Origin of the sequence: Enterobacter cloacae complex sp. ECNIH7 (genome assembly GCF_002208095.1) — a bacterium.
In the GTDB taxonomy this organism is placed as follows: Bacteria; Pseudomonadota; Gammaproteobacteria; order Enterobacterales; family Enterobacteriaceae; genus Enterobacter; species Enterobacter cloacae_M.
This window is the reverse complement of the sequence record NZ_CP017990.1, coordinates 2,105,276-2,121,946: the sequence shown is the minus strand read 5'-3', so window position 1 is coordinate 2,121,946 and position 16,671 is coordinate 2,105,276. Positions and strand designations below refer to the sequence as shown.

The following is a 16,671-nucleotide window of genomic DNA, read 5'->3' as shown; positions in this document are numbered from 1 at the left end:
CCGCCCGATACTGAATTTCAGACACAAAAAAGGCCGCACTCGCGGCCCTTTTACTCTCATGTACTCAATGGACGTGAACGCCCAACCGCCAGGCAAAGTAGATCTCTTCTTTCAGTTCATTCGAAGAGAGCGCCAGCAAATCTGTAAATTCCAGCTCAAGCTGTTTCAGCTTTTTCAGGTACTGCGCCGGAGACAGGTTGCTCTTATCGCGACGTAAATATTCAATTGCCAGCTGTGTTGGGGTTATTTCAGTATCCATGATGTCCTCGCTTATGTACAAAACCTGACCAGTATATCACAACGGACTGGCTAGTTTTTGACCAAAGGCAAAACATCTAAAAACTTTACACAACCGCCGTGGTCAGCCGCGACGAGCAGCACAGGCGATCCTGCTCATCGAGAATATCTATCTGCCACACCTGATGGCGGCTTCCGGCGTGCAGTGCGCGGCAAACACCGCGCACGCGCCCGCTGCGCACCGAGCGAATGTGGTTAGCATTCACCTCGAGTCCGACAACCTTCTGCTCCCCTTCGGTACAGAGATACCCCGCCACCGAGCCCAGCGTTTCGGCCAGCACGACGGAGGCCCCGCCGTGCAATAAACCAAACGGCTGGTGGGTGCGACTATCGACCGGCATGGTGGCCTCAATTTCATCGTCGCCAATGCGGATGAACTGGATATCCAGCAGCCCCACCATATTCCCCTCGCCCATGGCGTTCAGCGCCTGCAGCGTGACGGCACGTTTCCAGATCATCCAATTATCTCCAGTAAAGCCTGCAATGGGTGACGCACACCGTTACCTTCTACCCGTTTTACCTGGCTGCGGCAGGAGTAGCCTGTCGCCAGACAGCGGTTTCGCGGCAAACGCTGCATCGCCTGATGCCAGGACAGCTCATAGATGCCGAGCGAGTTGGCGTGGTTTTTCACTTCGTGTCCGTAGGTTCCGGCCATCCCGCAGCAGCCTACGTTGACGCTCTCCAGCTTCGCACCGAAGCGGGCAAAAACGGACGCCCACTGCGCGGGGGCACCCGGCAGCGCGGTCACTTCCGTGCAGTGGCCGAACAGATACCACGGTTCACCGCTGACGTCCTGAACGGCCTTATCTGCCAGCGCCACCGGAAGCCACTCGTGCACCAGCATGACGTTAAAATCGCCGCGCTTATCGCCCAGCGTCTGCTTATATTCATCGCGATAGCAAAGCACCAGCGCCGGATCGACGCCGACCATCGGTATCCCGAGTTGCGCCACGCGGTTTAAGAAGTCAGACGTTTTCTGCGCGGTCTTCGCAAATCGCTTCAGGAAACCCTTAATGTGCTGCGCCTTGCCGTTGGGAGAGAACGGCAGAACCACCGGCTGGTAACCCACCTTCTCCGCCAGACGGACGAAATCGGCCACAACCTGCGCATCGTAGTAGCTGGTGAACGGATCCTGCACCACCAGCACCACATTCGCTTTTTGCTCCGGAGCGAGCGCCTCCAGCTGTTCGAGGGTCATGTTCGCCGAACGGTGGCCGACAAGCTGGCGCTGCAGAGACGGGACCGACAGCAGCGGGAGATCGACCATGCCGATGTGTTTTTCGGAGAGCTTGCGCACCAGCGGCTGGTTGATAAAGAAGTTGAAGGTCTTTGGCGCCCGCGCCATCAGCGGCGCGTAGCTTTCCACCGTCGCCACCAGATGGTCGCGCACCGGGCGGAGGTATCGGGTGTGGTAAAGCTGGAGGAAACGCGAGCGGAATTCCGGCACGTCGATTTTAATCGGGCACTGGGTGGAGCAGGCTTTACAGGCCAGACAGCCGGACATCGCCTCTTTCACCTCATGGGAAAAATCATACTCGCCCTTGTTGGCATGCCAGCTGTTGCGGGTGCGCTCAATCAGCGAGCGCAGGCTGGCCCGTTTTTCCGGGAGCTGCTGCTCCAGCCTGAGCGGATCAACCCCGCGATCGGCCAGCAGACGCAGCCACTCGCGCACCAGCGTCGCCCGCCCTTTCGGCGAGTGGATACGGTTGCTGGTAATTTTCATCGACGGGCACATCGGGCTTTTCACATCAAAGTTAAAGCACAGGCCGTTGCCGTTGCACTCCATCGCGCCGCGCCAGGACGAGCGCACCGCAATCGGGATCTGCCTGTCGTAGGTGCCGCGCTTGACGGCATCCACCTGCAGCATTGGCGCGTCTACGCCTTCAGGCGGGCAGATTTTACCCGGGTTGAGGCGGTTGTGCGGGTCGAACGCCGCTTTCACCTTACGCAACTCCGCGTAGAGCTGTTCGCCAAAGAATGCCGGGCTGTACTCCGCGCGGAACCCTTTCCCGTGCTCCCCCCACAGCAGACCGCCATATTTAGCGGTTAAAGCCACCACGTCGTCGGAGATCTGCTTCATCAGGATCTCCTGCTGCGGGTCGCACATGTCCAGCGCCGGACGCACGTGCAGTACCCCGGCGTCGACGTGGCCGAACATGCCATAGCTCAGGCCGTGGCTGTCCAGCAGGGCGCGAAACTCCACGATGTAATCCGCCAGATGCTCGGGCGGCACGCAGGTATCTTCGGCAAAGGGAATGGGCTTCGCCGCCCCTTTCGCATTGCCGAGCAGGCCCACGGCTTTTTTACGCATCGCATAGATACGCTCAATCCCGGCCAGATCGTTACAGAGCTGCCAGCCGATCACGCCGCCTTCCCCCTGCGCAATCAGCTCATCCAGCCGCTGGCAGAGCGTGGTGACCTGCCGCTCAATCAGCTCCGCATCATCGCCGGCAAATTCCACGATGTTGAGACCGAGCATCTCTTTGTCCGGCACGTCGGTAATGAGGTCACTCACGGAGTGCCAGACAATATCTTCCCGGGCAAGATTGAGTACCTTAGAGTCGACGGTTTCCACCGACAGCGCCTGCGCTTGCACCATAAACGGCGCATTGCGCAGCGCGGAGTCGAAGGAGTCATATTTGACGTTCACCAGACGGCGCACTTTCGGCAACCGGGTGATATCCAGCCGCGCTTCGGTAATAAACGCCAGCGTTCCCTCGGAGCCGGTCAGCACGCGGGTTAAATCAAACTGGGTCAGGTCATCGTTGAAGACGTGACGCAGATCGTACCCGGTCAGGAAGCGGTTCAGCTTGGGGAATTTATCGAGAATAAGCTGGCGGTTGTCGCGACAGCGTTCCAGCACGGTGCGATAGATACGACCGCTGGCGGTGTTGTCTTTGCCCAGCGTTTCCGCCAGTTCAACCGGCATCGGCTGGGTATCGAGAATATCGCCGCCCAGCAGCACCGCACGCACGCCCAGCACGTGATCGGAGGTTTTACCGTAGACCAGCGAGCCCTGCCCGGAGGCATCCGTGTTAATCATCCCGCCAAGGGTCGCGCGGTTGCTGGTGGAAAGCTCAGGGGCAAAAAAGTAGCCGTACGGCTTGAGATACTGATTAAGCTGATCTTTGATGACGCCCGCTTCGACCCGCACCCACCCCTCCTCCGGGTTGATCTCAATGATGCGGTTCATATAGCGCGACATATCAACAATGATGCCCTGGTTTAGCGCCTGACCGTTGGTCCCGGTGCCGCCGCCGCGCGGCGTAAAGACCAGCGAGGCAAACCGCTCCTGCGTGGCGAGCCGGGCGATAAGCGCGACGTCGGCCGTTGAACGAGGGAAAACCACGGCATCGGGAAGAAGCTGGTAGATACTGTTATCGGTCGCCATCGTCAGCCTGTCGGCATAGTTCGTGGCGGTATCACCTGTAAAACCCTGTTGCTCCAGTGCTTGCAAAAAATTAAGCACCAGCTGAACGACGCCAGGTGCCTGAGAAATCTGTGGGATCATGACTGTCGACCCTAATTAGAGTTGTATGAAATCGTTTGCGTGTATCTTAAAAGTTTTATCACATTTTTTTCTTATAATCTCTGCTGAATTACAGGCAGAATTCGCCTGTTAAAAACCGCTGAGATCATTAATGATTAAAGAGACGCGGTTTTCCGTTCCCGCCAGTCGTACTGGCGTTCTTTTAAGGAAAGTTTCATTTATGGTCAATCTTCGCCAGCCCAGGGATGTTGCGCAAATATTGCTGTCGGTGCTGTTTCTGGCCCTCATGATTATTGCGTGTCTGTGGATTGTTCAACCCTTTATTCTCGGCTTTGCGTGGGCTGCGACCGTAGTCGTTGCCACGTGGCCTTTGCTGCTGCGCTTGCAGAAGCTGCTGTTTGGCCGCCGCGGGCTCGCCGTACTGGTCATGACGCTCCTGCTGTTCTTGCTGTTTATTATTCCGATCGCCCTGCTGGTGAATAGCCTGGTGGATTCCAGTGGCCCGGTTATTCGCGCCATTAGCAGCGGTGACCTGACGCTGCCGGATCTCGCCTGGCTGAACAGCATTCCGGTGGTGGGCTCAAAACTCTACAGCGGCTGGCATAGCCTGCTGGAGATGGGCGGCAGCGCGCTGATGGCAAAAGTCCGCCCGTATATTGGCACCACTACCACCTGGTTTGTCGGTCAGGCGGCGCATATCGGCCGCTTTATGATGCACTGTACCCTGATGCTGCTCTTCAGCGCCCTGCTCTACTGGCGCGGCGAGCAGGTGGCTTTAGGCGTTCGTCACTTTGCCACCCGCCTGGCGGGCAAACGCGGTGACGCCGCGGTACTGCTGGCCGCACAGGCCGTGCGCGCGGTTGCGCTGGGGGTGGTGGTCACCGCGCTGGTGCAGGCGGTGCTGGGCGGGATCGGTCTGGCAATTTCCGGCGTACCGTACGCCACCGTGTTCACCGTTGTCATGCTGATGACCTGTCTTGCGCAACTGGGACCGTTGCTGGTGCTGGTCCCCAGCATTATCTGGCTCTACTGGACGGGCGATACCACGTGGGGAACGGTGCTGCTGGTCTGGAGCTGCGTGGTCGGCACCATGGATAACGTGATTCGTCCGATCCTCATCCGCATGGGCGCAGACCTGCCGCTGATCCTGATCCTCTCCGGGGTCATTGGCGGATTGATTGCCTTTGGCATGATTGGCCTGTTTATTGGCCCGGTGCTGCTCGCCGTCACCTGGCGTCTGTTCTCTGCCTGGGTGCATGAAATTCCGCCGCCGGGAACTGACCCGGACGTGATTTTGAGCGAACTGGAAGAGCTGGAAGAGAAGAACATGCATTAAGGTATGCTGCCGGGTGGCGTTAACGCTCACCCGGCCTACACTCTCCCGCATGATACTTAAACGTTGCTAAAGTATTTATTCATTGCTCACTGGTCAGACCCGTCTTTTCAGCAGTAAGTCTACTAATAACCTCAAGAATTCTTTACGTCTCTTTAACTATTGAGACGAATCCGATCGACGCTAAATAACACAATGCCTACTATTAGCACACGGTTATAAATCAACACCTTGATTTATAAGCATGGAAATCCCCTGAGTGAAACAACGAATTGCTGTGTGTAGTCTTTGCCCATCTCCCACGATGGGCTTTTTTTTATCCTGACTACGCGCGTCTGACCTCACAGGTACTGAGCATTCGCCACTCAGCAGGCAGCACCCGCGTTTCTCCTGTCGCATTGACCGTCACCGCCTCGCGGATATCCGCCGACGATGCGCCAACCTGCAGCTCAAACTCGCCCGGCTCAACGATGCGTTTTCCGTCGCGACGGGTGAAGTTGAACATCTCAACCGGCAGCGTAAAGGTGAGCGTGGCGGTTTCGCCCGGTGAGAGCGTGACGCGCTGGAAGGCCTTCAGCTCCTGAAGCGGCCGCACTTGGGTGGCGACCTTATCCCTGACGTAAACCTGCACCACCTCGCTGCCGCTGCGCTCCCCGGTATTGGTGATATCTACGCTCAGCGTCACCTCTCCCTCGACCGGCACGCTGCTTTCGGCGACGCGGGCTGCACCCCAGCTAAACTGCGTCCAGCCGAGGCCGAAGCCAAACGGGTAACGCGAACCGAAATGGAACGCAAACGGCGTACCGCCGCTTTTGAGCTTGTGATTGTAGTAATACGGCATCGCGCCGGCGCTTTTCGGCACGCTCACTACCAGACGCCCCTGCGGCTCCGCGCGTCCGGTTAACACGTCCGCAATCGCCCAGCCCCCTTCCTGCCCCGGCGCCCAGGCCATCATCAGCGCCGCGACCTTGTCTTCCAGACCCTGCAGGTTGTATGGACGCCCCCCGGTCATCACCACAATCACCGGTTTACCGGTGGCGACCAGCGCTTCCAGCAGCTGTTGCTGCACGCCCGGCAGGTTCAGGGAGTCGGTATCGGAACCTTCCCCCACGGTACCGCTCTGGAACAGCCCGGCGAGATCGCCCACGCAGGCCACCACCACGTCACTCTCCTGCGCGGCGTTCACGGCCTCGGGGATTAGAGTGGTACTTTGCGATACCGGCGACTGCTGCATCGGTTTGCCGCCGCTGTCGCCCGGGAAGACCGGCGCGCCCGCCATCCGTTTTTCGATGATGTGGCACCCTTTGGCATAGCGGACGTTCGAAGCACCGAGATACTGCTCCAGCGCCGCGCGCGGGGTCGTGACCTGCGAGGTCTCTTCCACCATATCGCTGATGATCAAATGCACCGGGAAGCTGTAGCCGCTGAGTAACGCCAGCGGATCGTCTGCCGTCGGCCCCACTACCGCGACCCGAGGTTTGCCGCCTAGCGGTAAAATGCCGTTATTTTCCAGCAGCGTGAGCGATTTCGTCGCCACCTCCCGCGCGGCCCGGCGGGTCATATCGTTTTGCAGGTCGATACCGTTTTCATCCGCGTACGGGTTTTCAAACAGGCCAAGGCGGAATTTTTCCGTCAGCGTACGCGCCACGATCTCATCGACCTTCGCCATAGAGATCAGCCCGCGCTCTACCGCTTCCGCCAGATGCCGCGCGCAGTCGTCTTTCGGCAGCTCAACGTCCAGCCCGGCGTTGAACGCCAGCGCGGCAGATTCGGCCGCGTCGTGGGAAATCCCGTGGTGCTGGTGCAGCAGGCTGACGCCGCCGTAGTCCGCCACAATAATACCGTCGAATCCCCACTGCTCGCGCAGGACGGTGGTCAGCAGGAAGCTGTCGCTGTGCCCCGGCTGGTTATCAATATCGTGGTACGCGGGCATAACCGAACCGGCGTTTGCCAGCTTGACCGCCATTTCAAACGGCAGCAGGAAGGTGTCGTTCAGCTCGCTGAACCCCAGATGGACCGGCGCATGGTTGCGCGCTCCTTCGCTGAACGAGTGACCCACGTAATGTTTCAGGGTTGCCAGCAGGTCGCGCTTATCGCCCTGTAAACCCTTCACGTAGGCGGTCGCCATCACGCCCACCAGCCAGGGATCTTCTCCGAAGGTCTCTTCGGTTCGCCCCCAGCGCACGTCTCGGGACACGTCCAGCACCGGCGCAAGCCCCTGTTGGCAGCCGACGGAGCGCGCCTCTTTGCCGATCTGCTCTGCCGCCCTCTGCACCAGCTCCGAATCCCAGGTCGAACCGTAGTTCAATGACGACGGGAACAGGGTGGCGTCTTTGCACAGCAGCCCCACCAGACACTCTTCATGGAACAGCGCCGGAATGCCGAGCCGCGTCTCTTCCATCATCATGCGCTGCAGGCGATTCGCCGCGCGCACGCCGGTTTTCGCGTCAACGATGTGGGTGCCCAGCGGACGCGTGATCTGCCCGACGCCCAGCTTAAGCCGTTCGCTGAGCGCAGCCTGCTCGCTCACGCCGGCGAATTCGTCACTCAGATCGCTGCGCTCGCGGTGGTTACCGTTTTCATCGAGGATCAGCCAGTACGCGTGCATCTGGGCGAACTTCTCTTCCGGGGTCATGCGCGCCAGTAAGTCAGCGACGCGCTCGTGCACGGGACGTCCCGCGTCCTTATAGATAGTCGTCATGTTTTACTCCTGTAGTGCGGAAGGGGTTGCCGGGCTGAGCTGCCCCGCTTCGGGTCTGACTTCACGCTTGCTGGCCAGCTCCCGGGCGATGGAATCCACCAGCCGGCTGTTTAGCTTGTAGATGGCAAGCAGCGCGACCATGCAGAGGAACAGCGCGCACGGGATAAGGGTGAAAAGCGCGTTGATGGTCGAGAGAACGCCTGGCGCCTGGGTTGCCTGGCCCGGGGCGTAATCCACCATGCCAAGCACCCAGCCGACGACCGCCCCGCCCAGCGCCAGGCCAAACTTGATGGCAAACAGCGCGGTGGAGAAAACCAGCCCGTCCAGACGACGGCCGCTGCGGTGCTCTTCGTAGTCGACCACATCGGAGAACATGGTCCACTGCAGCGGCGTGGTAAGGTTTTGAATAAAGCTAAAGACGATGTTAAGGCCAAAGATTAGCCACACCTGTGAAGGAGGCAGGAAGAAAATCAGCGCGCCGAAGATAACGAAGGAGATAATCGTCCACTGGTAGGCGCGCACGCGGTCAAATTTCCCCAGCAGTCGTTCAGATAATAATGCGCCGCTTAAGGAGGCCACCATGCCGGAAACAATAAAGGCAAAAACCAGATCCGGACGCAGCAGCACATAGTTCACGTAATACATGGTGGCGGAACCGCGCGTCACCACCGCCGTTAACAGCAAAATATTAAACAGGAACACAATACGCCACTGGCTGTTCCCGGCCAGCAGTTTTAAATCGGTGAGCATGGAGCCGGAGGTATCATTGCGCGGAGAATAACGCTCGCGGGTCATCAGGAAACAGCAGAAAAACAGAACGATTCCCAGCAGCCCCATCAGGCTCATGGCATAGAAATAGCCTTTCTGCACATTGCCCTGGCCTAACAGTGAGACCAGCGGCAGGGCAATCACCGTCACGATCAATCCGCCGATAAACGACAGGCCAAAGCGCCACGACTGCAGAGAGTGGCGCTCGCGCGGATCCAGCGTCAGCGCGCCGGGCATGGCACAGTAAGGCACGTTAATCGCGGAGTAAATCAGGCTTAAGATGGCGTAGGTTATGCAGGCGTAAATGATTTTTGCCGTCGGCCCAACGTCCGGCACATAGAAGGTAATGAGGCAGCTCACGCCAAACGGGATAGCAAACCACAGCAGCCAGGGACGGAAACGTCCGTGACGCGTCCGGGTGCGGTCAACCAGGGCGCCAATGCACGGATCGACAAACGCATCGACCACGCGCACCACTAAAAACATGGTGCCCATAATCGCGGCGGGTAGCCCAAATACGTCTGTATAAAAATAAGCGAGAAATAAGGTTGCCGTTTGCCAGACCAGCGCGCTGGCCATATCGCCTAAGCCATAACCTATTTTATCTTTGGTACGCAATACAGAGGAGAGTGTCATTGTTATTTGCCTTTTTATCAGGTTAAAACGTATTTCAACCAGTTGCGCATCTTCTTAAGGGAAATGCGCAGTAAGGCTCAAGTATTAGCAACGGTTTGCGCGCTAACAATTGTCTAAATTGACAGACAAATTATGATATTTGGTTTTTTACTTTATTTGTGATGGGGAGCAAATAAGAAATGAAATAAAAAAGGCGAGGAATAATATCCTCGCCTTTTCGGGTCAGCGTGGCGTTACTTGTTCAGTTCCGCCAGGCTCAGCCAGGTTTGCACCACGGTGTCCGGGTTCAGGGACAGGCTATCGATCCCCTCTTCCATCAGCCATGCGGCAAAGTCTTCATGGTCAGATGGACCCTGACCGCAGATCCCGACGTATTTACCCTGCTTCTTCGCCGCGCGGATGGACATGGAGAGCAGCGCTTTCACCGCCTCGTTGCGCTCGTCGAACAGCTCGGAGACCACGCCGGAGTCGCGGTCCAGACCCAGCGTCAGCTGCGTCATGTCGTTCGAGCCGATAGAGAAGCCGTCGAAGTGCTCGAGGAACTGCTCGGCAAGCAGGGCGTTGGACGGGATTTCGCACATCATGATGATCTTCAGCCCGTTCTCGCCGCGCTTCAGACCCTGACGCGCCAGCTCGTCCACAACGGCTTTCGCCTGATCCACGGTACGCACGAACGGGATCATGATTTCGACGTTGGTCAGTCCCATGTCGTTGCGCACGCGTTTCACCGCTTCACACTCCAGCGCGAAGCAGTCGCGGAAGCTGTCGGACACGTAGCGTCCGGCCCCGCGGAAGCCCAGCATCGGGTTCTCTTCTTCCGGCTCGTAGCGCTCGCCGCCGACCAGGTTGGCGTACTCGTTAGACTTAAAGTCAGACAGACGCACGATCACGCGTTTTGGATAGAAGGCAGCGCCCAGCGTCGCGATCCCTTCGGTCAGACGGCCGACGTAGAACTCTTTCGGCGAGTCGTAGCCTTTCATCATCTCGCGGATTTCGTTCTGCAGCTTCGGCTCCTGGTCGTCAAACTCCAGCAGCGCGCGCGGGTGAACGCCGATCATACGGTTGATGATAAATTCCAGACGCGCCAGGCCAACGCCTTCGTTCGGCAGGCAGGCGAAGTCAAACGCGCGGTCCGGGTTGCCGACGTTCATCATGATCTTCAGCGGCAGGTCCGGCATGGTATCCACGCTTGAGCTCTTCACGCTGAAGTCGAGGATATCGGCGTAGACGTAGCCGGTATCGCCTTCGGCACAGGAGACGGTCACGTTCTGTCCGTCCTTCATGCGCTCGGTGGCGTCACCGCAGCCGACAACCGCAGGAATACCCAGCTCGCGGGCAATGATCGCCGCGTGGCAGGTACGACCGCCGCGGTTGGTGACGATAGCCGCCGCTTTCTTCATGATCGGTTCCCAGTCCGGGTCGGTCATGTCGGTTACCAGCACGTCGCCTGGCTCAATACGGTTCATCTCGCTGATGTCGTGGATCACTTTGACCGGACCGGCACCGATGCGGTGACCGATGGCGCGGCCTTCCGCCACGATTTTACCCTGCGCGTGCAGCGTATAACGCTCCATCACCTGACCGCGCGAGCGGACGGTTTCCGGACGCGCCTGCACGATAAACAGCTTGCCGGTGTTACCGTCTTTTGCCCATTCGATGTCCATCGGACGGCCGTAGTGTTTTTCGATCTGCACCGCCTGCTTCGCCAGTTCCTGCACTTCGGCGTCGGTCAGGGAGAAGCGGTCGCGCTGCTCCTGCGGTACATCTTCAATTTTAACCTGCTTGCCATGCTCCTGGGTCGGGGCATAGATCATGCGGATTTTTTTCGAGCCCATGGTGCGGCGCACCACCGCCGGACGGCCAGCGGCCAGCGTTGGCTTGTGGACATAGAATTCGTCAGGGTTTACCGCACCCTGCACCACCATCTCACCCAGACCCCACGCGGAGGTGATAAACACCACCTGGTCGAAGCCGGATTCGGTATCAATGGAGAACATCACGCCGGATGAGCCCACGTCCGAGCGCACCATGCGCTGCACGCCAGCGGAGAGCGCCACGCCGCGATGGTCGTAGCCCTGGTGCACGCGATAGGAGATGGCGCGGTCGTTGAACAGGGAAGCAAACACGTGCTTCACCGCCACCAGCACCGCATCGTAACCCTGGACGTTCAGGAAGGTTTCCTGCTGTCCGGCAAACGAGGCGTCCGGCATATCTTCTGCGGTCGCAGAGGAACGTACGGCAAAGGAGGCCTGCGCGTCGTCAGCAGAGAGCTGGTTGTACGCGTCGTGAATGGCTTTTTCCAGTTCCGGCTGGAAAGGTGTGTCGATGATCCACTGGCGGATCTGCGCCCCGGCTTTGGCAAGCTCGGTGACGTCATCAATATCCGTTTTATCCAGCAGGTCGTAAATGCGCTGGTTAACACCGCTCTGGTCTAAAAACAGGTTAAAGGCATCGGCGGTGGTGGCAAACCCGTTCGGTACGGAGACACCCATACCTGACAGATTTGTAATCATTTCACCCAGGGAGGCATTTTTGCCCCCAACTCTGTCTACATCATTCATGCCGAGTTGGTTATACCAAAGCACCAGCGGTGACGAGCCATTGTTGGACATCGAAACAATCCTTTTGTGATATTTGATCGGAGTAAGTAACACCTGACTACGTATTTATACTGGCATATTTATTTCCGCTAAAAAAACGGTGAATCGTGTAAGCAATTTAAAATTTCAACTTTTCGGATACTTTCCCATCAACGATTAACCCGATGATTCCTCTATATTCAGCCAGAAACCCCAAAAATAAAGTCGCTATTTGAAAAATGAAATCCACTTTTCAGGAAAATCAAAAACAGCGTTTCATTCATAATTAGGATAAGTTCTTTGCTGTGTAATTTACTTTTTTAATTTATGCTTTCAGACAATTAGGTCTGATATTCAGGGTGAGTAAAATGGATAGTGCTGTCGATCGCCACGTTTTTTATATTTCTGATGGTACGGCGATCACCGCCGAGGTGCTGGGCCACGCGGTGATGTCGCAGTTTCCCGTCTCGATTAACAGCATCACGCTGCCGTTTGTTGAAAACGAGAGCCGCGCCAAAGCGGTGAAGGACCAGATTGACGCCATCTACCAGCAGACCGGCGTCCGCCCGCTGGTGTTCTACTCTATCGTGATCCCGGAGATTCGCTCCATCATTCTGCAAAGTGAAGGCTTCTGCCAGGATATCGTACAGGCGCTGGTGGCTCCGCTGCAAAGCGAGCTGAAGCTCGACCCGACCCCGATTGCCCACCGTACCCACGGGCTGAACCCCGGCAACCTGACCAAGTACGACGCGCGTATCGCCGCTATCGACTACACCCTCGCCCACGACGACGGTATTTCGCTGCGAAATCTCGACCAGGCGCAGGTGATCCTGCTTGGCGTGTCGCGCTGCGGCAAAACCCCGACCAGCCTTTATCTGGCGATGCAGTTTGGCATTCGCGCCGCAAACTACCCGTTTATCGCCGACGACATGGATAACCTGGTGCTGCCCGCCGCCCTTAAGCCGCTGCAGCACAAGCTGTTCGGCCTGACGATCAACCCGGAACGCCTTGCTGCCATCCGCGAGGAGCGCCGCGAGAACAGCCGCTACGCCTCCATGCGCCAGTGCCGGATGGAGGTCTCGGAAGTGGAAGCGCTGTACCGCAAAAACCAGATCCCGTGGCTGAACAGCACCAACTATTCGGTTGAAGAAATTGCCACCAAAATTCTGGACATCATGGGGCTTAATCGCCGCATGTACTAATATGCTAGTACATTAGCTCAGATTCAGGTATTATCATCTGCAACCACGGGGCGGTGTCGCCCCGAACTTGAAATCAGCAGGGATTGGTTTAAGGTGATGCCCATCACTTCCCGGTAGTCTGCCGATGAAGCAAAAATTTTCTGAGACATTCCATGAATAAAACCGATGAACTCCGCACTGCGCGCATTGACAGCCTGGTCACGCCGGCTGAACTGGCACAGCGGCATCCCGTTTCCGCCGCCGTCGCGGAACATGTGACGGCCTCCCGCCGCCGCATTGAAAAAATCCTGAACGGTGAAGACAAACGTCTTCTGGTAGTGATTGGGCCTTGCTCTATCCACGATCTGGATGCCGCGATGGATTATGCAAAACGACTTCAGGGACTGCGGGATAAGTACCAGCATCGCCTTGAGATCGTGATGCGCACCTACTTTGAAAAACCGCGTACCGTAGTCGGCTGGAAGGGGCTGATTTCGGATCCTGACCTGAACGGCAGCTATCGCGTTAACCACGGCATCGAGCTGGCGCGGAAGCTGCTTTTACAGGTCAACGAGCTGGGCGTTCCGACGGCGACCGAGTTTCTCGATATGGTGACCGGGCAGTTTATCGCCGATCTGATCAGCTGGGGCGCGATTGGCGCGCGCACCACCGAAAGCCAGATCCACCGTGAGATGGCCTCCGCCCTCTCATGCCCGGTCGGCTTCAAAAACGGGACCGATGGCAACACCCGTATCGCGGTTGATGCCATCCGCGCTGCCCGTGCCAGCCACATGTTCCTGTCGCCGGATAAGAGCGGTCATATGACCATCTACCAGACCAGCGGTAACCCTTACGGGCATATCATTATGCGCGGCGGAAAGAAGCCCAATTACCATGCCCAAGATATTGCGGCGGCCTGCGAAACGCTGGCCGAGTTCGACCTGCCGGAACATCTGGTGGTGGATTTCAGCCACGGCAACTGCCAGAAGCAGCATCGCCGCCAGCTGGACGTCTGCGATGAGATCTGCCAGCAGATCCGCAGCGGCTCGACCGCCGTTGCAGGGATTATGGCTGAGAGCTTTATCAAAGAAGGCACGCAGAAAATCGTTGCCGGACAGCAGATGGTTTACGGCCAGTCGATCACCGACCCGTGCCTGAGCTGGGAAGACAGCGAACTGCTGCTGGAGAAGCTGGCAGCTGCGGTAGATTCTCGCTTCTGATGTTATTGTCGGGTGGCGCTGCGCTTACCCGACCTACGATTGTGCCCTTCTCCCTCTCCCAGTGGGAGAGGGTCGGAGTGAGGGCATCAGACCGCACCTCACCCCCAAATTTGATCCCCTCACCCTTTTTTCACAAAAACGCTTGCCGTCAATTTGCAGTTTATTGATAATGATTATCATTGTTACATTGATTGTTATTTATATACATTATGTCACGTACGGATAACAGCGCGGCAACGCCAGCAAAAACAGACACAGCACCAGCCCTTACCGAGCGTCGCATTGACAGCAAAACCCTCCTCGGCGATGAGGGACGGGTCATTATCGAGCATGACGGACAGCGCTATCTTCTGCGCCAGACCCATGCCGGAAAACTGATCCTCACAAAATAAACAACACCTAAAAATACGCCAGCCACCCAGGTGATACCCAGGCAGCCAGCGCTTTTCACTTCTTATGGAGAGTTGCTATGCCACACCTGCCTTCCGCATCTTTACGTCCGTCATTTCTGGCGCTGGCGATTGTTAGCGCCCTGCCGGGCATCGCGTTCGCCGCCACAGACGACATTACCGTCACCGCCACGGGCAACGCCCGCAGCGCCTTTGAAGCGCCCATGATGGTAAGCGTGATTGACGCCAGCGCGCCGGAGAAACAAACCGCCAGCTCGGCGGCCGATCTGCTGCGTAACGTGCCTGGTCTGACGCTGGACGGCACTGGGCGCACCAACGGGCAGGACGTCAACCTGCGCGGCTATGACCGCCGCGGCGTGCTGGTGCTGGTTGACGGCGTGCGCCAGGGAACCGATACCGGCCACCTGAACAGCACCTTCCTCGATCCCGCGCTAATCAAACGTATCGAGGTGGTCCGCGGCCCGTCGGCCCTGCTGTACGGCAGCGGCGCGCTGGGCGGCGTGATCTCTTATGACACCGCCGATGCCAACGATCTGCTCGAACCGGGTAAAAACAGCGGCTACCGCGTGTTTGGAACGGGCGCGACGGGCGATCATAGCCTCGGGATGGGTGCCAGCGCCTATGGCCGCACCGATACGCTGGACGGTCTGGTCTCCTGGTCCAGCCGGGATCGCGGTGACATCCGCCAGAGCGACGGTGCTACCGCGCCTAACGACGAATCCATCAACAACATGCTGGCGAAAGGCAGCTGGAAAATCGACCCGGCCCAGACCCTGAGCGGCTCCCTGCGCTACTACAACAACGCCGCCCAGGAGCCAAAAAATCCGCAAACCACCGGGGCGGACAGCAGTAACCCGATGACCGACCGCTCCACCATCCAGCGCGATGCGCAGGTTGGCTACCACATTGCACCGGAAGGGTACGACTGGCTGGACGCCGACGCGAAGGTCTACTGGTCCGAAGCGCGCATTAATGCCCAGAACGTCGACGGCAGCGGTGAGTTTCGCAAGCAAACGACCAAAGGCGGCAAGGTGGAAAACCGCACCCGTCTGTTCAGCGACACCTTTGCAGCACACCTTCTGACCTACGGCGGGGAATACTATCGTCAGGAGCAGCATCCGGGCGGGGCAACCACCGGCTTCCCGGACGCGAAAATCGACTTCAGCTCCGGCTGGCTGCAGGATGAGATCACCCTGCGCGATCTGCCTGTTACCCTGCTGGGCGGCACGCGCTATGACAACTACCGCGGCAGCAGCGACGGCTACAAGGATGTGGATGCCGATAAGTGGTCATCCCGCGCCGGGTTAACCGTCAGCCCAACCGACTGGCTGATGCTGTTTGGCTCTTACGCGCAGGCCTTCCGCGCGCCGACCATGGGCGAGATGTATAACGACGCCAAACACTTCTCCATTGGCCGCTTCTATACCAACTACTGGGTGCCAAACCCGAACCTGCGCCCGGAAACCAACGAAACGCAGGAGTTTGGTTTTGGCCTGCGCTTTGACGATCTGATGCTTGCCAACGATGCGCTGGAGTTTAAAGCCAGCTATTTCGATACCAAAGCCAAAGACTATATCTCCACCACCGTCGATTTTGCCGCCGCGACCACCATGTCGTACAACGTCCCGAACGCCAAAATCTGGGGTTGGGATATGATGGCAAAATATTCGGCCGATCTCTTCAGCCTCGATCTGGCCTATAACCGCACGCGCGGGAAAGACACCGATACGGGCGAGTACATCTCCAGCATTAATCCGGACACCGTCACCAGCAGGCTGGATATCCCGGTGGCGCAAAGCGGGTTCTCCGTCGGCTGGATCGGCACCTTTGCCGATCGCTCAACCCACGTCAGCAGCAGCTACAGCAAGCAGCCGGGCTATGCGGTCAACGATTTCTACGTCAGCTATAAAGGCCAGGAGCAGCTCAAGGGCGTGACCACCACGCTGGTGCTGGGCAACGCCTTTGACAAAGCGTACTGGTCACCTCAGGGCATTCCGCAGGACGGTCGTAACGGCAAGATTTTCGTAAGCTATCAGTGGTAATTCCCTTCGGGGCA

11 protein-coding genes and 1 other RNA gene are annotated in these 16,671 nt (G+C 58.0%); 6 read left to right on the top strand and 6 right to left on the bottom strand.

Going from position 1 to position 16,671, the window contains the following annotated elements:
* Nucleotides 1-64 precede the first annotated feature (64 nt).
* The 3 genes from WM95_RS10520 to ydiJ form a co-directional block, all read right to left on the bottom strand.
* Entirely contained in the window at nucleotides 65-259 is a 195-nt protein-coding gene (locus tag WM95_RS10520) for a YdiH family protein (RefSeq protein WP_003857766.1), read from the bottom strand.
* A gap of 85 nt (nucleotides 260-344) precedes the next feature.
* Nucleotides 345-755 (bottom strand): 1,4-dihydroxy-2-naphthoyl-CoA hydrolase, encoded by a 411-nt coding sequence (menI, locus tag WM95_RS10515; protein ID WP_023311321.1) that lies wholly within the window; start codon nucleotides 753-755, stop codon nucleotides 345-347.
* On the bottom strand, nucleotides 752-3,808 hold the full coding sequence (ydiJ, locus tag WM95_RS10510) for a D-2-hydroxyglutarate dehydrogenase YdiJ (protein WP_047742114.1): 3,057 nt from the start codon (nucleotides 3,806-3,808) through the stop codon (nucleotides 752-754). Before ydiJ ends, menI begins: the two co-directional genes overlap by 4 nt.
* Nucleotides 3,809-4,007: 199 nt before the next feature.
* On the opposite strand from ydiJ, the gene ydiK reads away from it, so the two are divergent.
* Together ydiK and rprA are read left to right on the top strand one after the other, a co-directional pair.
* Nucleotides 4,008-5,123 (top strand): AI-2E family transporter YdiK, encoded by a 1,116-nt coding sequence (gene ydiK, locus WM95_RS10505; RefSeq protein WP_063409544.1) that lies wholly within the window; start codon nucleotides 4,008-4,010, stop codon nucleotides 5,121-5,123.
* Nucleotides 5,124-5,332: 209 nt separating this feature from the next.
* Nucleotides 5,333-5,440, top strand: an RNA gene (gene rprA / locus WM95_RS10500) — antisense sRNA RprA.
* A 5-nt stretch (nucleotides 5,441-5,445) separates the two neighbouring features.
* Here rprA and WM95_RS10495 read toward each other — a convergent pair.
* The 3 genes from WM95_RS10495 to ppsA form a co-directional block, all read right to left on the bottom strand.
* Entirely contained in the window at nucleotides 5,446-7,821 is a 2,376-nt protein-coding gene (locus WM95_RS10495; protein WP_088544765.1) for a glycoside hydrolase family 3 N-terminal domain-containing protein, read from the bottom strand.
* A 3-nt stretch (nucleotides 7,822-7,824) separates the two neighbouring features.
* On the bottom strand, nucleotides 7,825-9,225 hold the full coding sequence (locus WM95_RS10490) for an MFS transporter (RefSeq protein ID WP_023311317.1): 1,401 nt from the start codon (nucleotides 9,223-9,225) through the stop codon (nucleotides 7,825-7,827).
* Nucleotides 9,226-9,458: 233 nt separating this feature from the next.
* Nucleotides 9,459-11,837, bottom strand: coding sequence for a phosphoenolpyruvate synthase (ppsA, locus tag WM95_RS10485; RefSeq protein WP_063409542.1), 2,379 nt, complete (start codon nucleotides 11,835-11,837; stop codon nucleotides 9,459-9,461).
* A gap of 335 nt (nucleotides 11,838-12,172) precedes the next feature.
* Here ppsA and ppsR point away from each other — a divergent pair, with 335 nt between their 5' ends.
* The 4 genes from ppsR (at nucleotide 12,173) to WM95_RS10465 (ending at nucleotide 16,657) form a co-directional block, all read left to right on the top strand.
* The gene (ppsR, locus tag WM95_RS10480) at nucleotides 12,173-13,006 is read left to right on the top strand and encodes a posphoenolpyruvate synthetase regulatory kinase/phosphorylase PpsR (protein WP_023311315.1); all 834 of its coding nucleotides are present in this window, start codon (nucleotides 12,173-12,175) and stop codon (nucleotides 13,004-13,006) included.
* 152 nt (nucleotides 13,007-13,158) lie between these two features.
* A complete protein-coding gene (aroH, locus tag WM95_RS10475) occupies nucleotides 13,159-14,205 on the top strand; it encodes a 3-deoxy-7-phosphoheptulonate synthase AroH (protein ID WP_033145292.1) in 1,047 nt (348 codons plus the stop codon).
* A gap of 209 nt (nucleotides 14,206-14,414) precedes the next feature.
* Nucleotides 14,415-14,597 carry a hemin uptake protein HemP gene (hemP, locus tag WM95_RS10470; RefSeq protein ID WP_032668210.1) on the top strand — a complete coding sequence of 61 codons (183 nt, stop codon included), beginning with the start codon at nucleotides 14,415-14,417 and terminating at the stop codon, nucleotides 14,595-14,597.
* 77 nt (nucleotides 14,598-14,674) lie between these two features.
* Complete coding sequence (locus WM95_RS10465; protein ID WP_088544764.1) at nucleotides 14,675-16,657, top strand: TonB-dependent hemoglobin/transferrin/lactoferrin family receptor; 1,983 nt, start codon at nucleotides 14,675-14,677, stop codon at nucleotides 16,655-16,657.
* Nucleotides 16,658-16,671 lie beyond the last annotated feature (14 nt).

What these genes read in the sequence shown, in the direction of transcription:
- WM95_RS10490 (WP_023311317.1), bottom strand. Translation starts at nt 9,225, where the DNA reads ATGACACTCTCCTCTGTATTGCGTACCAAAGATAAAATAGGTTATGGC.
- hemP (WP_032668210.1), top strand. Translation starts at nt 14,415, where the DNA reads ATGTCACGTACGGATAACAGCGCGGCAACGCCAGCAAAAACAGACACA.
- aroH (WP_033145292.1), top strand. Translation starts at nt 13,159, where the DNA reads ATGAATAAAACCGATGAACTCCGCACTGCGCGCATTGACAGCCTGGTC.
- ppsA (WP_063409542.1), bottom strand. Translation starts at nt 11,837, where the DNA reads ATGTCCAACAATGGCTCGTCACCGCTGGTGCTTTGGTATAACCAACTC.
- ppsR (WP_023311315.1), top strand. Translation starts at nt 12,173, where the DNA reads ATGGATAGTGCTGTCGATCGCCACGTTTTTTATATTTCTGATGGTACG.
- WM95_RS10465 (WP_088544764.1), top strand. Translation starts at nt 14,675, where the DNA reads ATGCCACACCTGCCTTCCGCATCTTTACGTCCGTCATTTCTGGCGCTG.
- ydiJ (WP_047742114.1), bottom strand. Translation starts at nt 3,808, where the DNA reads ATGATCCCACAGATTTCTCAGGCACCTGGCGTCGTTCAGCTGGTGCTT.
- WM95_RS10520 (WP_003857766.1), bottom strand. Translation starts at nt 259, where the DNA reads ATGGATACTGAAATAACCCCAACACAGCTGGCAATTGAATATTTACGT.
- WM95_RS10495 (WP_088544765.1), bottom strand. Translation starts at nt 7,821, where the DNA reads ATGACGACTATCTATAAGGACGCGGGACGTCCCGTGCACGAGCGCGTC.
- menI (WP_023311321.1), bottom strand. Translation starts at nt 755, where the DNA reads ATGATCTGGAAACGTGCCGTCACGCTGCAGGCGCTGAACGCCATGGGC.
- ydiK (WP_063409544.1), top strand. Translation starts at nt 4,008, where the DNA reads ATGGTCAATCTTCGCCAGCCCAGGGATGTTGCGCAAATATTGCTGTCG.